Here is a 19460-nt window from a genome sequence, read left to right as displayed (position 1 = left end):
GCGTCGAAACCACCTGCACAAACCCTCCATGCACATCTCTAAAGCGCAACGAGCCCACCACGCACCATTGCAATGCAAGCTGCTCGCAACCCGAGCGCCCTCCCTGAAACCCTGACGCCGCCAACCGCCCGAGAACATTCACCTCACGGCGGCTCATCAATGATACTCACCAAGCTGGCACAACCCCTGCATAACCCTGAACAACCCCACCTTCAATAGGGTTGGGCCGCCCCGGTTGATCGATGAAGATCGCCAGTCTCATACAGACCACAGGGCTACCAGGTGCATCCGGCAACGAGGCTTGATCAGCACCCCTGAACACCCACAAGAGAACAGGCAAAGGCGCCTGGAACCGAAAGGTTCCGGGCGCTTTTTTTTTGCTTCAAAAAACCTGATTGGCCTCGGCCGGGACTCGCTATGAACACCACAGTCTTCCCCCACAACGATGTAAAAACCCTGATCGTCGTCGGCAATGGCATGGTCGGTCACCATTGCGTCGAGCAGTTGATCGCTGGCGGCGCGCTGGAGCGCTATCGCATTCATGTGTTCGGTGAAGAGGCCCAGCGTGCCTACGACCGTGTGCACCTGTCAGAGTATTTCACTGGCCGCGATGCAGAGTCGCTCGCCATGAGCGAAATGGCCCTGTATGAACAGGCAGGCCTCACCCTGCACTTGGGCGTACCCGTGCTGGAAATCGACCGCGACCGCCACGAGATCATCACGTCTGAAGGCTGCTTCGGCTACGACAAACTGATCCTGGCCACAGGCTCCTACCCGTTTGTGCCACCTATCGAAGGCGCGCAAGGTAATTCGAAGCTGGTCTACCGCACGCTCGAAGACCTCGACAGCATTCGTTACGCGGCCTCCAAAGCGCGGCGTGGCGTCGTGGTCGGCGGCGGGCTGCTGGGGCTGGAAGCGGCCAATGCTTTGAAATCGCTTGGCCTTGAAGCCCATGTGGTGGAATTTGCGCCGCGCCTGATGCCGGTCCAGCTGGACGAGCTAGGCGGTGCCGCCTTGAAGGCACGAATCGAGGCCTTGGGCGTCGGCGTGCACCTTTCACGCGCCACTCAGTCGATCAGCGACGGCAAGCAATACCGCTATCGCATGAACTTCGCCAACGACGAATTCCTTGAAACCGACCTGATCGTGTTCTCGGCCGGTATTCGCCCGCAGGACGCCCTCGCACGCCAATGTGCGCTGGAGCTGGGTCCGCGCGGCGGCATCGCGATTGACGAACACTGCCGCACCAGCGACGAGGATATCTACGCCATCGGTGAGTGCGCAGCCTGGAACGGCAGCGTGTTTGGCCTGGTCGCGCCGGGCTATCAGATGGCCCGTGGCGTGGCGGCGCAGTTGTGCGACAAGGACACCGAACCGTTCTTCGGTGCCGACATGTCCACCAAACTCAAATTGTTGGGCGTAGACGTAGGTTCCATCGGCGATGCGCACGGCGCGCTGGCAGGCGCGGTCAGCTACCGCTTCATTGACGAAGCCACTGCCAGCTATCGCCGTCTGGTGGTGTCGGCTGACGGCAAGCAGGTGCTCGGTGCCGTGCTGGTCGGCGACAACAGTTATTACGACACCCTGCTGCAATACGCCCAGAACGGCATCACCCTGCCTGCTGACCCGTCGAGCCTGATCCTGCCGCACAGCGAAGGCGCGCCGACGCTGGGTGCCGACGCCCTGCCCGCCACCGCCACCATCTGCTCGTGCCATAACGTCAGCAAGGGCTCGATCTGCTCGGCTATCGACAATGGCTGCACCGACCTTGCCGGCATCAAGGCCTGCACCAAGGCTGCGACCGGTTGCGGCGGCTGTACCGCGCTGCTTAAGCAGGTCTTCGAGCATGAACTGATTGCCCGTGGCGTTGCGGTTGACAAGAGCCTGTGCGAACACTTCGCCTACACCCGCCAGGAGCTGTATTCGATGGTCCGCGTCGAAGGCATCGAAACCTTCGAAGCGCTGTTCGCCCGCCATGGCAAGGGCGCTCACGGTTGCGACATTTGCAAGCCCGCCGTCGGCTCGATTCTCGCTTCGTGCTGGAACCGGCCAATCACCGAGCCCTCGCTGGTGCCGCTGCAGGACACCAACGACACTTTTATGGCCAACATGCAGAAGAACGGCACCTACTCGGTGGTGCCGCGCATTCCGGGTGGCGAAATCACCCCGGACGGCCTGATCGCCATTGGCGCGGTGGCCAAGAAGTATGACCTGTACACGAAGATCACAGGCGGTCAGCGTATCGACCTGTTCGGCGCGCAATTGCACGAATTGCCGGACATCTGGAGCGAGCTGATCGAGGCTGGCTTCGAGACCGGGCACGCCTACGGTAAATCAACCCGGACGGTGAAGTCCTGCGTCGGCAGCACTTGGTGCCGCTACGGCGTACAGGACAGCGTCGCCATGGCGCTGCGCATCGAAGATCGCTACAAAGGCCTGCGTTCGCCGCACAAACTCAAGTTCGCGGTCTCCGGCTGCACCCGAGAATGCGCAGAGGCACAAAGCAAGGACGTTGGCGTGATAGCCACCGAGAACGGCTGGAACCTGTACCTGTGCGGCAACGGCGGTATGCGTCCGCGTCACGCAGAGCTATTCGCCACCGATCTGGATGACGAAACCCTGATCCGCTACATCGACCGCTTCCTGATGCTGTACATACGCACCGCCGACAAGCTGCAGCGCACGTCCGTCTGGCGCGAATCACTGGAGGGCGGCCTGGATTACCTGAAGGCCGTGATTCTCGACGACAGCCTCGGGTTGGCTACAGAGCTGGAATCGCAGATGCAACTGGTGGTCGATCGCTACGAATGCGAATGGGCCAACGCCCTCAAGGACCCGGAAAAGCTCAAACGCTTCCGAACCTTCGTCAACGACGGCCGTGGCGACCCGGATGTGCATTTCGTCAAGGAACGCGCCCAGCGTCGCCCCGCAAAACCTGAAGAACTCGCGCTTATCCCATTGTTCAAGGAGGTGGTCTGATGAACTCGTTTGATACAGCTTTTGCAGAAAACACCCCGTCCGCGCTGCACCGGAACTGGCACGCGCTGTGCGGTCGCCAGGATCTGGTGGCCAATTCCGGCGTAGTCGCCTGGCTCGACGGCACGCAGGTCGCGCTGTTCTACGTGCCTGACACGGCTGACGGCGAAAAGCTTTACGCCATCGACAACCGCGACCCCAAGTCCGGGGCCAACGTGATCGGGCGCGGGCTGATCGGCCAGATTGCAGGAGATCTGGTCATTGCCTCGCCACTGTACAAACAGCACTTCCGTCTGCACGACGGCCGTTGCCTGGAGTATCCAGAGCAGCGGCTGGACGTCTGGCCGGTGCGATTTAACGGTGATCAGGTGGAGATTTCGGTGTAACGCCGATCAACGGTGCCCATGAAAAAGCCTCTTTCGAATGATCGAAAGAGGCTTTGGCCTGAGCCAGAGGCCTACACCAGCCCTGCAATTGTCTTCACGACATCGGGCGCGGCCCGAGACTCGGACAACGCGCCCGCGGTGGCCTGAACAGCGACGGACACCGGGCTGATGCGTCCACGCTTGATCGCATCCGTCGCACCTTCCGCTGCCGCCACGGTTGTCTCGAGCGCAGCACCGGCACCCGCTTTCAGCGCGCCTGCCAGACCGCCCTTGGACTCACCCACCGCGACCAGCACGTTGCTCAGCCCCACCACAGGCCAGATATTCTTGCCGACCTCGCCGAGGAATGCCTGAACGTTATCCTTGTTGGAACCGTCAGCGCGAACGTGTGAATCATTGGTTTTGTCGAGACGATGATCGTCTTTGAGCGCTGTATAACCCTGCTCGACGAAGTCTTTCCAGTTTCCGGCCTCGGTGCCATGGCGAGCGTCGCCGTCATGGGTGATGCCCTGAAGATCACTGTCGTCCACACACTGCCTTGCTGCGCCATCGGCCTGATCGGAGCTATTGATCCAGTTCAGCACTTTCGCCGCATTGTAAGCAGCGTCTGCCCGGCTTTCCGGATCTTTATTGTTCTCGCTCCAGTCACCTATCCGGGCGTAGGCCTCATTGCGCTTGATGTCTTTCTGATCTCCCAGATTTTTCAGGATCGGGTTGTCCTCGATAATCTGTTCGGCGGTGCGCGTATCCCCCTCTGGCCGACCGGTCGCTTCGGTGGGTTTTTCGGATACATCCCTTTCGGTCTTGATGACGCTGCCATCCGGGTTCTGTACACCTGGATACATGACGTCTGGAGGCGGCGTCATGTCCTGTCGATTGCCGTCCATCAGAGGCGTGGTCCCATCGCTGGTGCCCATCAATACCGCGCGTATCCTGGACAGCATTTCGTTGATCGCCATCAGCGCAACAGACTTCTGGTAAGTATCTGCACGGCTCAGGCCCGGCGTCTTTGTACCGGTCGCCTCGTGGGGGGCCCCGAAAAACACATCGCTTTGCCCGGATTTATTGAAGCTTTGCCCGCTGCCCACTGACGTCTGCTGGGCTTCATAGCCCGTATTTCCGGACTTGGCCAATGATGAGCCAGGATTGCGGGTCGGCAAGCTTTGACTGTTGTTGTTTTGACGGTTCAGATCCTCAATCGGGATATCCGGTGCTCGTGTCACGCCACTTGAAAACATTGACGCTTTCATAAGTTACTCCGCTGCTTGATTTTTGATCAATTCCTCGGGCGACCGACGATTGTCGGTCCTTCCCGTTTTTCAGCATGAACGCGCCCGTGAGTGGTCCGGAACGCTGCAGCGGTTCCTTTTATCATTGCGTTAGCGCAAGGGTTTGCCAGCCGGGGCATGCTTTCATCTGTATATCCATACAGATAAAACTTGCCCATCGCGCGCTCAAAGTTCATCCTTGCGCCCTCACCACCGGTAATCGAAGACGGTAGTCATGCGGCTGTTCCTTTGCGAAAAACCCTCTCAGGCCAAAGACATCGCAGCTGCGCTTGGCGCAACGCGGCGTGGCGACGGCTGCTGGGTGGGTGCCAATGCCACGGTCACCTGGTGCATCGGCCATCTGCTGGAAACCGCGCCGCCGGACGCTTACGACGCCCGCTACAAGCGCTGGGTGCTTGAAGACCTGCCCATCGTGCCGCAGCAATGGAAAATGCTGGTCAAACCCAGAACCGCCAGCCAGTTCAAGGCCGTCAAACGTCTGCTGGGCGAGGCGAAAGAGCTGGTCATCGCCACCGATGCCGACCGCGAGGGCGAGATGATTGCCCGGGAGCTGGTCGAGCACTGTCGCTATCGCGGGCCGATCCAGCGCCTGTGGCTGTCGGCGCTGGACGATGCCTCGATTCGCAAGGCGCTGGCTGCGCTCAAGCCGGGTGCCGAAACCTTCAGCCTGTATCACTCGGCGCTTGGCCGCTCCCGCGCTGACTGGCTGATCGGCATGAACATGAGCCGTCTGTTTACCCTGCTGGGCAGACAGTCCGGCTATCAGGGCGTGCTGCCGGTCGGACGCGTGCAGACCCCTACCTTGCGCCTGGTGGTGGATCGCGACCGCAGCATCGCCAACTTTATACCGGTGCCTTACTGGGCGATCGACGTCAGACTGCTGCATGACCATCAGGCGTTCATTGCCCAATGGCGTGCGCCCTCGGACGCATGCGACGATCAGGACCGCTGCCTGAACCAGCCACTCGCCCAACAGGCCGCCGAAGCTATCCGCCATGCGGGCAGCGCCCGGCTGGTCAAGCTGCGCACCGAGCGTATACGCGAAGCGGCACCGCTGCCCTTCGACCTTGGCACGCTGCAGGAAATCTGCTCGAAGAAGCTGGGACTCGGCGCTCAGGAGACCCTCGACATCGCCCAGGCCCTGTACGAAACCCACAAGGTCATCACCTACCCGCGAAGCGATTGCGGTTATCTGCCCAACAGCCAGCACAGCGAGGCTGCGAGCATCATTGCGGCGCTGGGCAAGGCCGATCCTGCGCTGGGTGATCTGCTCCCGCACCTTGATGCGCAGCGCCGCTCACGCGCCTGGAACGATGCAAAGGTCAGTGCGCATCACGGCATCATCCCCACCGCCGCGGCCCGAGGCATCGAGCGCCTGACCGGCAAACCAAGAGCGGTCTACACCCTGATCAGAGCCCGCTATCTGGCGCAGTTTCTGCCCAATCACGAATATGATCGCACCCAGGCCGATTTCGATTGTGCAGGTCATGCGTTGCGGGCCGTCGGCAAACAGATCGTCGAACCCGGCTGGAAGCGTGCCATGCCCGAAGCACTGGCGCCGTCAAAGGGGCGCGAAGCCCCTGCGCCACAGCCATTGCCCGCGCTGTTTCAGGGCTGCGAATGCGCTGTTGTCGATGTGTTCCTCAAGGATCTGTGGACCCAACCGCCCAAGCCATTCACAGAAGGCGACCTGATCAAGGCGATGAAGAATGTCGCCAAACTGGTGGAAGACCCGCTGCTCAAGCAAAAGCTCAAGGACACCACCGGCATCGGCACTGAAGCGACTCGCGCCGGCATCATTCAGGGTTTGCTGGATCGTGGCTACCTGACCAAACAGGGCAAGGCGCTGTGCGCCAGCCCGGCCGCTTTCAGCCTGATCGACGCCGTGCCGCGTGCCATCGCCGATCCTGGCACCACGGCGATCTGGGAACAGGCGCTGGACATGGTACAGAGTGGCGAGATGAGCCTTGAAGAATTCGTAACCCGACAGGCCGCGTGGATGAGCAAGCACGTCAGCCGCTGCGTCGGCATGCGCATGTCGATCAGCGGCCCGGCGAGCCCGGCAGGCGTGAAGCCACCGTGGAAGAAAAAGCGCAAGGCCAGTCCGCGCAAAGCCACCAGCAGCGACAAGGCTACCGGCACAGCAACGAAAAAACCGCGCCGCACCACCAAACCGGCCAGCAAGGCGTAAGCGCGCCAGGCGGCCATCAGCCAAAAAGCCTCACATCAGCAACTGCTCAACCAGGTGTACCCACATGTCAGACCGAGAAATCATCGTCCCTCCCACCATGGAACTCATCATGGACCGCGCAGGCTATGCGCCAGCAGTCAGGGTGGGTCATACACTCTACTGCTCCGGACAGGTCGGCCGTACGCGTGACATGGAAGTGATCCTGAATCCCGAAGCACAGTTCGTCGCCTGCTGGGAAAACCTGCGCACGGTGCTGGCCGAGGCTGGCTGCACCTTCGATGACATCGTCGACATGACCACTTATCACGTCTCGATGAGCGAGCACATGTCGGTCTTTCGCGACGTGAAAAACCGGCTGTTCCCGCGCGGACAATGCGCCTGGACCTGCATTGGCGTCGCTGAACTGGCGCATCCCGGCCTGCTACTGGAGATCAAGTGCATCGCCGTCATACGCCAGCCCTGATCAGGCGGATCGCGCTTTGCAACGCGCTTTCAGCTGCTCCGGCATCGGGGTATCGGTGCGTTCGAAACGAAACGGCGTGACACAAAGATGAATCCTGGGGCGTTGACCGCTACCCGCATGCCAGGCAACAGCGACGGCTGACCGCCCTGCTGCGCAGAGCGGTGTTCCATTCAGACGGTTTAAAGCAAGAAGTCAAAGGCTGGAGCGCAGAGGAATCTCGTGCCGCGATGACTCGGCAGGCGTGTCGTCCAGGCCCACCATTTCATCATGGGGGACACCCTGACGCAGAAAAAGATGCACGTCCGGCACTGACGACAGCACCTTGCGCGCCTCTTCTACGGACGCAATATGAAGGGGCTTGCCATGAGCATCCTTTACCGGCACTGACTTTTCACCGAGCAGCGCATGAATGACGTAGGAACCGCCTTCCATCGACACCAGATTGAGCTCACTAATCTTGCCAGCCTTGATATCGCTGGACAGGTCTTGAATGTTCAAAATCACACCTCCGTGGGCGTTGCAGGAATCAGCGCGTCAAATAAGTTGACGCCTGAGCAGGCATTAACGTTCCGTTGCCATCGCGCTAGACATGAACAATAACCCTCGTCGGGCGAGTGAGTGAAAAAATGGCCAGGTGCTACTCTGCACGCGCACTGCTCTGCACACAAACGCTGCACCCTTCCCCCACAGGTAACGGCTACAAGACAGAGATTAATTCATTTCAACGCCGCACGTGCCGGGATAACTCAATGGCCTACGGACGGTCTGCACACAGAGCGGCCGAAGTCACCATGGTTATTCAGTGACCCAGCAACTGCGCCGCGTCGAAGCCCATCCGCAGGTTGCCCCAATGACGGCCTTCGAAGAAGAACGGCACGTCAATCTCGGTCATGATTTCGCCGGTATCACGCAGATAAGTCTGCAGCAGGAAACGCTGCTTGTTGGCCGCCGCGCGCAAGCCCACTGGGTCGGAGAACATCCGTTTATTGCGGCATACCGGCAGGTCGATGGCGCGGTCACCGGTCGGTTTCTGCGATACCCAACTGTTATTGACCGGGCAATAGCCTTTGGCATCGACAATGAATGACACCTTGCCGCCTCGCGTGCCCTTGGTCAGCGCGTCGCACTCTTGCTGGCAGATCTGTGCGAAGCGTTCGGTGTAGCTGGTCAGGTATTGCTTGGGGTCGGTGCCGGGGATCAGTTTATAGCTCTGATCGAACAGGTTGACGCCTTCCTTGTGCAGGACCGCCAGGCGAGCCTGCAACACGTCGCGGCAATGACTGGCACGCGTGATCGCGGCGTCCAGCTCGCCATGCCCCAGCACAAAGCGGCCCAGCAATGCCTGTACCCGCTCGGCGACGCCTGAGAGGTCGCGCGTGGCGGTTGCTGAATGCTGCATGCGTTGATCGATGGCCTGGCTGTCGGCGTAAATGCGCGTCACACGCTCATTGATGCCGGTATTGGTGTCAGCGAATTGCTGGATGTGCGTGGCGATATCGGAAAGTTTGTCGTTGGTCGATTCGAAGTCACCAATCATACTTTCGAAATGACCAGAGGCCCGCTCCACAACCAGCTGGGTTTCACGCGCGCTCTGGCTGATCTGGGTGGTCTGCTCGTAGGTGGAGCTGACTTCCAGCAGCATGGCGTCGATATTTACGGAGATATCGTCAGTGGCTTTGCTCACATTCTGTGCCAGCGTACGCACTTCATCCGCGACCACGGCAAAGCCGCGTCCGCTCTCCCCGGCACGCGCCGCTTCGATGGCCGCGTTGAGCGCCAACAGGTTGGTCTGCGAAGAAATCTGCTGGATCAGCCCGACGATGGACTTGATGCTCGACGAGCGCTGATTCAACGCCGAAACGAGAACCCCGAACTCATTGAGGCTGCTGGAAATCTGGCTGATATTACCGGTCACTTCCAGCAGCTCGGAGTAAGAGCCGCGCGCCATGCTCAGGTTCTGCGCCGTGGTACTGGAAATGCCCTGGGTTTGCCGGGACACGTCTTCGATGCTGCCCACAGCCATGTTGCTCTGATCCATGACCTCTTTGGAAAAGCGAGCCTGATCGGCGGCGCTGTCGCTGGAATCACTGATGTTCTTGAGCGAACGCGCCGACTCGACCGCAATCTGCACGGTCAACGCCTGAATACTGCTGATCACTTCGCGCTGCTTGGCCAGAAAACGGTTGCAGGTGATGGCCAGCACACGAATTTCATCGTGGGTCAGCAGCGGCAGATCCTTGGACAGGTCACCTTCGCCATTGGCGATTTCTTCGAGCGCGCCGGTCATGAACATCACCGGTCGTACGATCAGGTGACGCAAGTACCAGACCATAAAGCCGACCATGCCCAGCGTGAACAGCGTACTGAGCAGAATAGCGTTGCTCAGTGCATCCAGCCGGCCTTCAATGCGCGACAGTACGCCGGCCTCCAGTTGCGCACCGCGCAACAGCATCACAATGTCCGCCCGGACCGAGAGGGCCACCCAGTAAAGCAATGCACTGATGACAACCAACAGAAAAAGGCTTGAGAGCTTTTTGGTCAGCGTGTTGAAGAACTGCTTTTCGACCGACTCGTACAAAGCCTTTACCGTTTGCATGCAGCTACTCCTGGGCGCGAGGGGTGTTCAGTTTCGATGGTTAACGTCTGTTAGTGCAAAAGCTTTAATCCGCAGGAACGATCAGGACGGATGAAACGTCCTGATCGGGCTGCACTTGCCAGAGTCGAAGCATGGGGTGAGCGGGTCGCGAGCGTACGCCAGATAATGGCTTATGGATATCAAAGCCTGAATCTGTCGACCGACTGCGAGAGCTTGCCCGCCAGCGCGGACAACTCATCGGTGGTAGTGGCCGTCTGGCCGATGATCCGGCTGTTGTCCTCGGACATGCTGGCGATCATTTCCACCTGATGGGCGATTTCGTTACTGGCCAGGCTCTGTTCACCGATGGTTCGGGTGATGTCATTGACCAGTTGCGTGGTACTCAGGGTGGCTTCGAGAATATCCCGAATGGCGCGCTCGACTTCAGCGGTCACCGCCATGCCTTTATCGACCTGCGCCACGCCTGCTTCCATGCTGGTCACCGCCTCGCGGGTGCTTTGCTGGATACGCGCAACCATGCCGGTAATCTCCTGAGTCGACGCACTGGTGCGCCCCGCCAGGCTGCGCACCTCGTCAGCCACCACCGCAAAGCCCCGGCCCTGCTCACCGGCGCGTGCCGCTTCGATGGCCGCGTTGAGCGCCAGCAGGTTGGTCTGGTCGGCAATGCTCTTGATCACCTGAATGATGTTGAAAATGGCTTCCGACTCTTTATCCAGCGTGCGAATCACCTGCGCCGATTGCTGCGCCGAACGCGCAATGCCATCCATGTCGCTGACCACCTGATGGATCACCCGACCGCCGTTCTTGGCCAGTGACTCGGCCTGACTGGCCATTTCCCGGGCTTGTTCGGCGTGACGGGTGATTTCCTCGATGCTGGCGGTCATTTCACTGGCCGCCGCCGACATGGTTGCCGCAGCCGAGCTTTGCTGCTGACTGCTGCCCGCGACATCGTGACAACCGCTGCTCAGTTGCCCGCTCATGCCGCTCACCCCATGGGCATTGCTGCGCACCACCTCAATCATCCCACGCAGATCACGCTGCATGATGGCAAGGCTGCGAATCAGCATGCTGGCTTCATCACGACTGCGCGGTTCGGTAATCGGCTCACTGAGGTTGCCGTGGGCAATGCTGTCGGCGATGCGGCTGGCAGACTGCAAGGGGATCATGATGCTGCGAGTCACCCAGTAACCTTGAGCCAATAGCATAAACAGACCGATAACCAGGACCACGCCGAGCGTGACGTCAGCGCTGCGAATCGCATCACGGGTGACATCGCCACTGGCTTTGGAATTGCTCTCGATCAGGTCACTCAACGTGGACATCTGACCTTCCAGCTGGGTGAAGGCCGCAGTGAACGTAACAAGATCCTGTTGCGCTCGGTCAGGGCTGTCCAGCGCCAGGCCGACGATTCGCTCGCCTGCAGTGATGTAGGCATCCAGGCTCGGCTTGACCCTGTTCAGTTCAGCCTTGAGGGTGTCGTTGATCGGCAGCGCGAGGTTATCGCCCAACACCTTGCGAAAATGCGCCGCATGTTCGTTGAGAGAGGCCTGTACCTCTGCTCGCGTGGTGTCGCTTTTGCCCAACCCGACCAGCATGGCCGAGAGCACATCGGCACGTAGGGCATCGTGCATCATGTCGGCCTGCAGATGATTGCTCAGCGCGGCCATGCTGACCTCGTTGTCACTCATCGCCGCGGCCATACGGTTGTTACCCAGATAACTGACCAGACTGATGATCAGGACAGCCAGCACACCCGTGCAGATCAACAAAAACAGACGGAGTTTTATTGACATCCTGAAGCCCCTTGCGGTCAATGGAATAACGCGATCTGCGGCTGCTCTTATTCAAAGCTATCGACACCGGTTCCAGGATATTTAAGACTAATTTCAGCAGGTTTGATTTCCTCTGACGCAGATAGCGCGAAGGTTGCGGCATCGGGGCTCTGTCAAACCACCCCGATGCCACGTTGCACTCACTGGGCGCCACGCACCTTGGCGATTTCGTCGTACATCATCTTCACCAGACCGGCGTCCAGTTGCTGTGAAAACTCATCGATCACCGGCTTTACGCGCTCACGGAAACGGTCTTTTTCCGCGGGGGAAATGTCGTTGACCGCAATCTGCTTCTCCAGATTGGCGCGAGCCTTGTCCATGCTGTCGGCCGTCACTTGGCGCTGGAAGATCTGAGCCTTGGCGGCAGCATCACGAATCAGGGCCTTTTCATCGTCGTTCAGCCGGTTCCAGGTCTTCTGGCTCATGATCAACGACTGCGGATTGAAGATGTGCCCGGTCGCGGACAGGTACTTCTGCACTTCGAAGAACTTGCTGCCCTCGATCACTGTGTAAGGGTTTTCCTGCCCGTCGATGGTGTGCTGTTCAAGACCGGTATAGACCTCGGGGAAGGCCATGGGCACCGGGTTGGCGCCCAGCGCCGAGAACGTTTTCAGATAGATCGGCGACTGGATCACCCGAATCTTCAGGCCCTGCATGTCTTCAAGGCGAGTAATCGGGTGTTTGCTGTTGGTCACGTTGCGAAACCCCAGGTCCCAGTAACCGAGGGCGACCAGCCCTTTGCTGTCGAGTTGCGCCGAGAGTTTCTGGCCGACCGGGCCGTCGATGACCGCATGCGCTTCCTTCACGTCGTTGAACAGGAACGGGAAGTCGAGCATGGCAAAATCGGGCGCCTGAGCAGCCAGAATCCCGGAGTTGAGCACCGTGATGTCCAGCGTGCCGCCCTGCAAGGCAGACACCGTCTGCACGTCGCCGCCCAGTGTGCCGCCGGGGAATAACCGCACCTTGATCTTGCCGCCGCTGCTTTCACTCAACAGATCGGCAAATTTCTGCGCGCCCTGCCCCTGCGGGTGCTCCTTGACGTTTTGAAAGGCAAAACGCAGCGTACGCTCGCGAATCTCTGCCGCGTGGCTGGCCACGCTCGCCAGCAACAGGCTGGTGGCGCAGGCTCCGGCCAGCAGGGTTTTCATCAGTTTCTGCATGTGATTCTCCGGTCTTGTTATTGGAAATGGAGGGGTTAAGGTCAAACGGCTCTTGGCCCATCGTCAGCGGGTCATAAAAGCCAGTGGCGCCAGAACCAGTTGCGGGAACAGCACCAGCAAGAGCAGCACGAAGAACTGCGCCAGCATGAAAGGCCAGACGCCCCGAATGATCTCGTCCATGCTGATCTTCGAAACGCCGCACACCACGTTGAGCACCGTGCCCACGGGTGGCGTGATCAGGCCGATGGCCGTATTGATCAGAAACAACACACCGAAATACACCGGATCGATGCCAGCCATGGTCACGGCAGGCATCAGTACGGGCGTCAGGATCAGAATGGTCGGGGTCATGTCCATCACCGTGCCGACCAGAATCACCAGCAGCATGATCACCATCAGCAGCAGCGTCGGGTTGTCCATGAAGGGTTCAAGCAACGCCGCCAACTGGTCCGGCAGCTCGGCGATGGTCACCAGCCATGACGACACCATGGCTGCGGCCACGAGCAGCATCACCACCGACGTGGTCTTGGCAGACGAAAGCACCAGCTCGTAGAGCTGATTGATCTTCAGCTCCCGGTAGATCACCAGCGACACGAACAGGGCATACACCGCAGCGACCACAGCCGCTTCCGTCGGCGTGAAAATACCGAACTTCAGGCCGAATACGATGATCAGCGGCAAGCCCAACGCCCAGGAGCCGTCCATCAGCGTACGCAGAATTTCCCTGGCACTGCGCTTGGGCGGTGGCTCGACGTTTTCGCGGCGGGAGACGAACCACCATGCCACGGCCAGCGCGGCGCCGAGCATCAGTCCGGGGACGATACCGGCCAGAAACAGCTTGGAAATCGAGACGCCGGACGCAACACCGAACACGATAAAGCCAATGCTCGGCGGGATGATCGGCGCAATGATGCCCCCTGCTGCAATCAAGCCGGCCGAATGTGAACGATTGTGTCCGGCGTGGACCATCATCGGCACCAACAGCGCAGCCAGTGCCGCAGCGTCGGCGACTGCCGAACCTGACAACGACGCCAGCAGGCAGGAGGCGATGATCGCCACATAGCCCAGGCCACCACGCTTGTGCCCGACCAATGCCATCGCGATGTTGACGATGCGTTTGGACAGGCCGCCGGCGTTCATCACCTCACCCGCCAGCATGAAAAACGGTACGGCCATCAGCGGAAAGCTGTCGGCGCCGTTGAGCAGGTTCTGGGCGATGATCTGCGCATCGAACAGGTCAAGGTGCAGCATCAACGCGACGCTCACCAGCAGCAGCGCGAACGCAATCGGAATACCCAGTGCCATGCTGCCCAGCAGCGATCCGAGAAATATCAGCAAGGTCATGGTCGATGCCTCCGGGTGGCGGAAGCAGACGACACGTCAGGCGCACTCACGCTATCGGCTTCGTTTTCCTTGACCATCAACAGCGCCTCGTCGTCCAGCCTGCCGCTCAACGCCAGGTACACCTGGTACAGCAGGATTGCGGCGGCGCTGACCCCGAAGACCAGTCCGGCGGCGTAGAACACCGCCATCGAAAACCCCGACGCGGGCGCGACGACGTGCAGGTTGATGACGGCCTGCTGCCAACTGCCACTTGAAATCAACCAGCAGATGTAGAGCATCAGCAACTGGCCCGTGATCAGACAGATACGTTTACCGATAGGTGGCAGACGCTTGACCAGACTGTCCAGACCCAAGTGGCCCCGCTCTTTCATGGCCACCAGCGCGCCAAGAAAGATCATCCACACGAAAAACCAGCGCGAGAGCTCTTCGGACACGCTGATGCCGGAATTGAACGCATAGCGCAGCACCACGTTGCCGAACACCAGCACGACCATGGCAACCATGCACAGCACAATCAGCAGTTTGAGTAACTTGAAATACAGATCGACGATTTTCGTCATTGGCCAGACCTCGCAGATGCACAAGAGCCAGCGCAGCGGCCAGACATCATGAACACCCTCTCTATGGAGTGGGCACCACGTGACGGAACTGCGCTGAAGCGGATGGGCGAATCAGGAAACTACTGCGAGCGAATCCAGCCAATGCTTGCGTATCGGCATCGCACGTTAATGACGGGTAAAGGTAGAGCGCAAAGGATAAATCCCTGGAGCATGACGGTGTGCCTCGATTGTTCTTATTGTGTTCCTGCCTGGAACGGCACAGGCGGATGTGCATTTAAAATGTACCAGCCGGTTAATAACGTCAATGTGTCCCAAGAGAAGGATGAGTGATCGGGTTAGTTAATCTGTCGACAAAATTAGTCAATTACGGCGAAAAGCAGCTATATGCCTCGAATAAATATTTTTCAGAAGAGGAAAAAGCGCTGACTTTGTTCATAAAAGCGGGCGATTATCGGACAATTTCTCGAGAGGACAGGTTTATGAGGCCATGCAGGTCTCCCCGAGCAAACGCCTGTTGAATGGCGTCTCCCGTCAAGCCAGCGTTCAGCGAACTCAAGCGCAAACCTGACGCGGCGCTGTCATGCGCCTATGGTGAACTGGACACAACCCACGCCCACCGAAGGAGCAAGCGCAGTGCCCGACAAGACGCTGAAAGCAGACCTTACCTATCGCCCTCGCCTCGCCGACCTCGAACCGCTTGGCTCTACGGCGGGATTGCTTGCGCCGCAGGCGGAACCGCTGGTGTCGCCACGCACCACGCCTGCCAGTGACCTGAAAACGCGAAAAGGCTACGTCGAGGATTTTCTGGGCGACTTCGTCGTGCCCTGGCCCACGCCGGACACGGAACTGGCGGCCGATGTCTACCCCTTGGAGAACACCGGGGATCGCCTGGACTACCTGCACTTTTCCATCACCATGTCGCGCAGCCGGCGTCTGGCGCTCTACGTGGGTGTGAACATTGATGGCGACAGCAGCGTGGAGGTCAAACGCAGCAACGATGCGTGGTCGTTTGATGGCAGGCTGCCTGCCGACGCGCAGATTGGTGAGAGCCTGTATGCCAGCAACCTGCTGGACCGCGGGCATCTGGTCAGACGCCAGGACCCCAACTGGGGCAAGGACGCGCAAACCGCCAACGCAGACACCTTCCATTTCACCAACTGCTCGCCGCAGATGAGCGCGTTCAACCAGAAAACCTGGCTGGAACTGGAAGATTACATTCTGGATAACACCCGCCGCTGGAAATCCAGGGTCACGGTATTCAGCGGTCCGGTATTGCGCGACGACGACCGCAGCTACCGTAACGTGAAGATCCCTTCAGCCTTCTGGAAAGTCGTTGCATTTCTGGGTGATGACGGCAAGCCTTCGGCCAGCGCTTACATGATTGATCAGAGCCGGGAACTGGGCGAACTGAGCATCGTGTTCGGCCAGCTCAAGACCTGGCAACGCAGCGTCATACAGATCGAACAGCTCACCGGTATCCGTTTCGGCAAGCTGGCGGACTACGACGGTTTCTCCAACGAGGAACGCTTGACCGGCACCCGTATCGAAGCGCAGATTCGCGGGCCGCAGGACATCCGGCTGTAAACAATAGCCGGAGGCCCTGCCCATGCATCACTCGAACTGCTGGCGGTTTTCCGGGGTGATCAGCTTGAACGGCACCCAGATCACCGGCGACGCCAGCGTTTCGCCCCGGGCCATGCTCAGCGCGGCGTCCACGGCACCCCTGGCCTGACCCACCGCATCCTGAAACACACTCACAGCCATCTTGCCCTCGGCCATCAACTTGAGACCGTCGGGCGTACCGTCGATGCCGCCGACCAGGTAGTTCTGGGCGTTCTTGCCAGCCTTCTCCAGCCCCATGATTGCGCCAATGGCCATTTCATCGTTGTTGGCCGCGATGATCGAGAAGTCCACGCCCTGCTTGATCCAGTCGATGACGATGGTCGCTGCCTGGCTGCGCTCCCAGTTACCGATTTTTTTCTGCACAATCTTCATGTTCGGGTATTTGGCGACGACCTTTTCCACGTCTTCGGTGCGCATGACCGACGACTTGTTGTTCGGGTCACCGACCAGAATCACCACATTGCCCTTGTAATCGGCACGGCGCGCCAGCTCTTCCATCTGCAAGGTGCCCGACTCCAGCTCGTCGGAGCCGACGAATGCCGTCTGCGCCGGCCACTTGGCGGGTTCCGGGTTGCGGTTGACGAACACCAGTGGAATCTTTGCCTCGTTGGCCAGACGCATCATTTCCGGCGCACTCTTGCCATTGACCATGGCGATGACGATGGCGTCCACCTTCGAACTCACCAGATTGCGAAACTGGCGCATCTGCAGGTCGGCGTTGTCCTGGCCGTTCTCCATGAAGATATCGGCATCAAGCACCGCGATCTGCGTCTCCACGCCATGGCGCAGGATGGTCTGAAAGTTGTCGTTGTACTTGGCCATGCCGACGCCGACCAAAGGTGTACTGGCGTGAGCCAGACTGGCGGCCAGCAGGCTGGCACCCAGGGAAATCGCTAACCATTGCTTCATGTTCTGACTCCCGGGCATCAAACGCTGAAATGATGGAGCAGCTCGCGCTGATCCCTGGCCATTTTCGACAGGTCCTGGCTGCTGCTGGCCGACTGCTCGGCACCGTCTGCAGCCTGCTGGGCAGCGTCATTGATGTGCGTAACCATGCGGCTGGTCTCCTGCACCGTCGCGCTCTGCTGCTCGGTGGCGGCCGCGATCTGGATATTCATGTCGCGGATAGTGCCGACTGCCTCGCCCATTTCCAGCAACAGCTCATCAGCGCCCGACGCCAGCGTCACGCAGTGATTGGACTGGATCTGGCTTTCGTTCATGACCTGCACCGCAGAATGAATCTTGCTCTGCATCTGGCCGATCATTTCCTGGATCTCGCTGGTCGATGTCTGGGTGCGGCTGGCCAGCGACCTGACCTCGTCAGCAACCACCGCAAAGCCACGGCCCTGCTCGCCGGCGCGCGCCGCCTCGATGGCGGCGTTGAGCGCCAGCAGGTTGGTCTGTTCGGCAATGGTGCGAATCGCATCGACAATGCCGTCGATGTTCTGGCCGTATTTCTGCAGCTCATCGGTCACGGCCGAAGCCTTGTTGACCTGTTCGGCCTGCTGGCGAATGTTGACGATGGTTTCGGCCACACGCTTCTGCACCTTGTCGGTCAGCTCGCTGGTGTTGTCCACGGCGCTGCGCGTGTCATGGGCACGCCGGGCCACTTCCTCAACGGTACTTTCCATCTCGTTCATGGCCGAGGCAGCCGAGTGCAGACGGTCCTTCTGCTCGTCGACGACCCGCGTGGTCTGCTCGCTGATCTGGGCATTGTTGCTGGCGGTCTGGGCCAGGGCGTCCGCCGAGCCGATCAGCTCGCGGAAAGTCTGTTGCAGGGACTGGGTGAATTCGTTCAGGTACCCGCCCAGTTCGCCGAACTCATCCTTGCGGCTGACATCGAAGCGCACGCGCATATCGCCCGTGGTCAAGGTCTTGAGCACTTCGCGGAAGGCCGCCAGCGGGCGACGCAGGCTGAAGGCAACCCAAGTACCGATGACCACAGCCGCCAAGACCGCCAGTATGCAGGCAACCAGCAACAGGCTCAGGCTGGTGGCAATCGTCGAGTCCGCCCCTTCCTTGGCTTCGTTGGCAACCGCCAGTGACTGATTGCCGAATTCGCCGATCTTGTCCAGCGTGGCTTGCAGACGCGTTTCAGCAGCCTGTCGCTGCTTGCTGACCTGCTCGGCCAGCGCGGCCTCCTGGCGATACGCCTGATAAACGCCGTCAGCACCGGTCAGGTCATTGAGCAGGCGATTGACCATGACGCCGGCCACACGGCCGGCGCGAGGGTCCGCAGCTGTCAGCTCACGAGCGCGGGTGCTGATCACCTCGTCCTGAAGATTGAGCACACGCTGCAGCATTTGCATGTCGGGGGTCGCAGCATGTGCGGCCAGGCCTTCATAGGACTTACCGACCTCCAGCAACAGCTTCTCGGCTGCAGCGACCTGGTCGGCAGCGCCCGCATTGCGCTCGCGAGCGATATAGTCGCGAAGGTAGCTGGTCAGTTGCACGCTCTGGCTGCTGCTGTAGCCTTGAAGAATACGGGTCTGTTGCAGTTGCAGGACATCCTGGCGGTGACTGGCGATCAGCATCTGCGCCTGTTCGGCGTAGGCGGCACTGAGCTGACGCTGCTGTGCAAGGTTATCGCGCAGATCAGCGCGGTCGCCGATATAGGCTGGCGTGCTGTCGAGCAGCTGATTGAAGCGCGCCATGCTGTCATTGAACGGCTGCTTGCCTTCGTCGATCTGCTTCGGGTCGTTACTGACCAGCACGCCCAGCAGTGCCTGGTTGGCGCGCAAGACATGCACGTACAGTTCGCTCGCCGCACGGCTAAGGGGTGCCGACTGACCGGTAATGATGCTCAAACGCTCGCTTATCGAGTGGGTGCTCTGATAGCTGATACTCACCATGGCGAGTAACAACACAACCAGCACGGCAAACCCACCAATCACTCGCTGAAGAATGGTCATGGCTGTCCTCTTTTGTTTTTATGGCGCGCCGGATGTCGTGCGCAGCGACGTCCAGGACGTCAGTGCGCAAACAGGTCGGAGCTCAAAAAAGGATGTCGGCTGCACCGCAGGCGACTTAAGGCGTGGTT

Annotated in this window: 13 protein-coding genes and 2 pseudogenes; 5 read left to right on the top strand and 10 right to left on the bottom strand. The window is 59.8% G+C overall.

Annotation, left to right across the window (positions count from 1 at the left end; all coding sequences use genetic code 11):
- Window positions 1-417: 417 nt before the first annotated feature.
- Window positions 418-2979, top strand: coding sequence for a nitrite reductase large subunit NirB (nirB, locus tag H8S56_RS00180; RefSeq protein WP_187517498.1), 2562 nt, complete (start codon window positions 418-420; stop codon window positions 2977-2979).
- Complete coding sequence (gene nirD / locus H8S56_RS00175; protein WP_187517497.1) at window positions 2979-3362, top strand: nitrite reductase small subunit NirD; 384 nt, start codon at window positions 2979-2981, stop codon at window positions 3360-3362. Before nirB ends, nirD begins: the two co-directional genes overlap by 1 nt.
- 71 nt (window positions 3363-3433) lie before the next feature.
- Here the strand turns inward: nirD and H8S56_RS00170 are convergent, their stop codons facing one another.
- Complete coding sequence (locus H8S56_RS00170) at window positions 3434-4612, bottom strand: hypothetical protein (RefSeq protein WP_187517496.1); 1179 nt, start codon at window positions 4610-4612, stop codon at window positions 3434-3436.
- Window positions 4613-4865: 253 nt separating this feature from the next.
- On the opposite strand from H8S56_RS00170, the gene H8S56_RS00165 reads away from it, so the two are divergent.
- Both H8S56_RS00165 and H8S56_RS00160 read left to right on the top strand, forming a co-directional pair.
- The gene (locus H8S56_RS00165) at window positions 4866-6842 is read left to right on the top strand and encodes a DNA topoisomerase III (RefSeq protein WP_187517495.1); all 1977 of its coding nucleotides are present in this window, start codon (window positions 4866-4868) and stop codon (window positions 6840-6842) included.
- A gap of 64 nt (window positions 6843-6906) precedes the next feature.
- On the top strand, window positions 6907-7305 hold the full coding sequence (locus H8S56_RS00160; protein WP_024695633.1) for a RidA family protein: 399 nt from the start codon (window positions 6907-6909) through the stop codon (window positions 7303-7305).
- A 192-nt stretch (window positions 7306-7497) separates the two neighbouring features.
- Here H8S56_RS00160 and H8S56_RS00155 read toward each other — a convergent pair whose 3' ends face one another.
- The 7 genes and pseudogenes from H8S56_RS00155 to H8S56_RS00130 form a co-directional block, all read right to left on the bottom strand.
- On the bottom strand, window positions 7498-7809 hold the full coding sequence (locus tag H8S56_RS00155; RefSeq protein WP_024689381.1) for a DUF6482 family protein: 312 nt from the start codon (window positions 7807-7809) through the stop codon (window positions 7498-7500).
- Between the two features lie 295 nt (window positions 7810-8104).
- Window positions 8105-9106, bottom strand: a pseudogene (locus H8S56_RS24745) (methyl-accepting chemotaxis protein); the annotation flags it as partial.
- Window positions 9107-10080: 974 nt separating this feature from the next.
- On the bottom strand, window positions 10081-10806 hold the full coding sequence (locus tag H8S56_RS24740; protein WP_408003765.1) for a methyl-accepting chemotaxis protein: 726 nt from the start codon (window positions 10804-10806) through the stop codon (window positions 10081-10083).
- Between the two features lie 132 nt (window positions 10807-10938).
- A pseudogene (locus H8S56_RS24735) lies at window positions 10939-11694 on the bottom strand (MCP four helix bundle domain-containing protein); the annotation flags it as partial.
- 179 nt (window positions 11695-11873) lie between these two features.
- The gene (locus H8S56_RS00140; protein ID WP_187517492.1) at window positions 11874-12893 is read right to left on the bottom strand and encodes a TRAP transporter substrate-binding protein; all 1020 of its coding nucleotides are present in this window, start codon (window positions 12891-12893) and stop codon (window positions 11874-11876) included.
- A gap of 63 nt (window positions 12894-12956) precedes the next feature.
- Window positions 12957-14237 (bottom strand): TRAP transporter large permease subunit, encoded by a 1281-nt coding sequence (locus tag H8S56_RS00135; RefSeq protein ID WP_187517491.1) that lies wholly within the window; start codon window positions 14235-14237, stop codon window positions 12957-12959.
- Window positions 14234-14797 (bottom strand): TRAP transporter small permease, encoded by a 564-nt coding sequence (locus tag H8S56_RS00130; protein ID WP_024689386.1) that lies wholly within the window; start codon window positions 14795-14797, stop codon window positions 14234-14236. The genes H8S56_RS00135 and H8S56_RS00130 overlap by 4 nt, the downstream gene beginning before the upstream one ends.
- 633 nt (window positions 14798-15430) lie before the next feature.
- Here H8S56_RS00130 and H8S56_RS00125 point away from each other — a divergent pair.
- On the top strand, window positions 15431-16381 hold the full coding sequence (locus tag H8S56_RS00125; RefSeq protein WP_187517490.1) for a DNA/RNA non-specific endonuclease: 951 nt from the start codon (window positions 15431-15433) through the stop codon (window positions 16379-16381).
- Window positions 16382-16408: 27 nt separating this feature from the next.
- Here the strand turns inward: H8S56_RS00125 and H8S56_RS00120 are convergent, their stop codons facing one another.
- Together H8S56_RS00120 and H8S56_RS00115 are read right to left on the bottom strand one after the other, a co-directional pair.
- Complete coding sequence (locus tag H8S56_RS00120; RefSeq protein WP_187517489.1) at window positions 16409-17329, bottom strand: substrate-binding domain-containing protein; 921 nt, start codon at window positions 17327-17329, stop codon at window positions 16409-16411.
- Between the two features lie 17 nt (window positions 17330-17346).
- On the bottom strand, window positions 17347-19332 hold the full coding sequence (locus H8S56_RS00115; RefSeq protein ID WP_187517488.1) for a methyl-accepting chemotaxis protein: 1986 nt from the start codon (window positions 19330-19332) through the stop codon (window positions 17347-17349).
- Between the last annotated feature and the right edge of the window lie 128 nt (window positions 19333-19460).

The organism is Pseudomonas triticifolii (assembly GCF_014358015.1).
Classification (GTDB): Bacteria; Pseudomonadota; Gammaproteobacteria; order Pseudomonadales; family Pseudomonadaceae; genus Aquipseudomonas; species Aquipseudomonas triticifolii.
This window is presented reverse-complemented; position numbering and strand designations above follow the sequence as displayed.

What these genes read in the sequence shown, in the direction of transcription:
- nirB (WP_187517498.1), top strand. Translation starts at nt 418, where the DNA reads ATGAACACCACAGTCTTCCCCCACAACGATGTAAAAACCCTGATCGTC.
- nirD (WP_187517497.1), top strand. Translation starts at nt 2,979, where the DNA reads ATGAACTCGTTTGATACAGCTTTTGCAGAAAACACCCCGTCCGCGCTG.
- H8S56_RS00115 (WP_187517488.1), bottom strand. Translation starts at nt 19,332, where the DNA reads ATGACCATTCTTCAGCGAGTGATTGGTGGGTTTGCCGTGCTGGTTGTG.
- H8S56_RS00130 (WP_024689386.1), bottom strand. Translation starts at nt 14,797, where the DNA reads ATGACGAAAATCGTCGATCTGTATTTCAAGTTACTCAAACTGCTGATT.
- H8S56_RS00165 (WP_187517495.1), top strand. Translation starts at nt 4,866, where the DNA reads ATGCGGCTGTTCCTTTGCGAAAAACCCTCTCAGGCCAAAGACATCGCA.
- H8S56_RS00140 (WP_187517492.1), bottom strand. Translation starts at nt 12,893, where the DNA reads ATGCAGAAACTGATGAAAACCCTGCTGGCCGGAGCCTGCGCCACCAGC.
- H8S56_RS00120 (WP_187517489.1), bottom strand. Translation starts at nt 17,329, where the DNA reads ATGAAGCAATGGTTAGCGATTTCCCTGGGTGCCAGCCTGCTGGCCGCC.
- H8S56_RS00160 (WP_024695633.1), top strand. Translation starts at nt 6,907, where the DNA reads ATGTCAGACCGAGAAATCATCGTCCCTCCCACCATGGAACTCATCATG.
- H8S56_RS00170 (WP_187517496.1), bottom strand. Translation starts at nt 4,612, where the DNA reads ATGAAAGCGTCAATGTTTTCAAGTGGCGTGACACGAGCACCGGATATC.
- H8S56_RS00135 (WP_187517491.1), bottom strand. Translation starts at nt 14,237, where the DNA reads ATGACCTTGCTGATATTTCTCGGATCGCTGCTGGGCAGCATGGCACTG.
- H8S56_RS24740 (WP_408003765.1), bottom strand. Translation starts at nt 10,806, where the DNA reads ATGTCGGCGGCGGCCAGTGAAATGACCGCCAGCATCGAGGAAATCACC.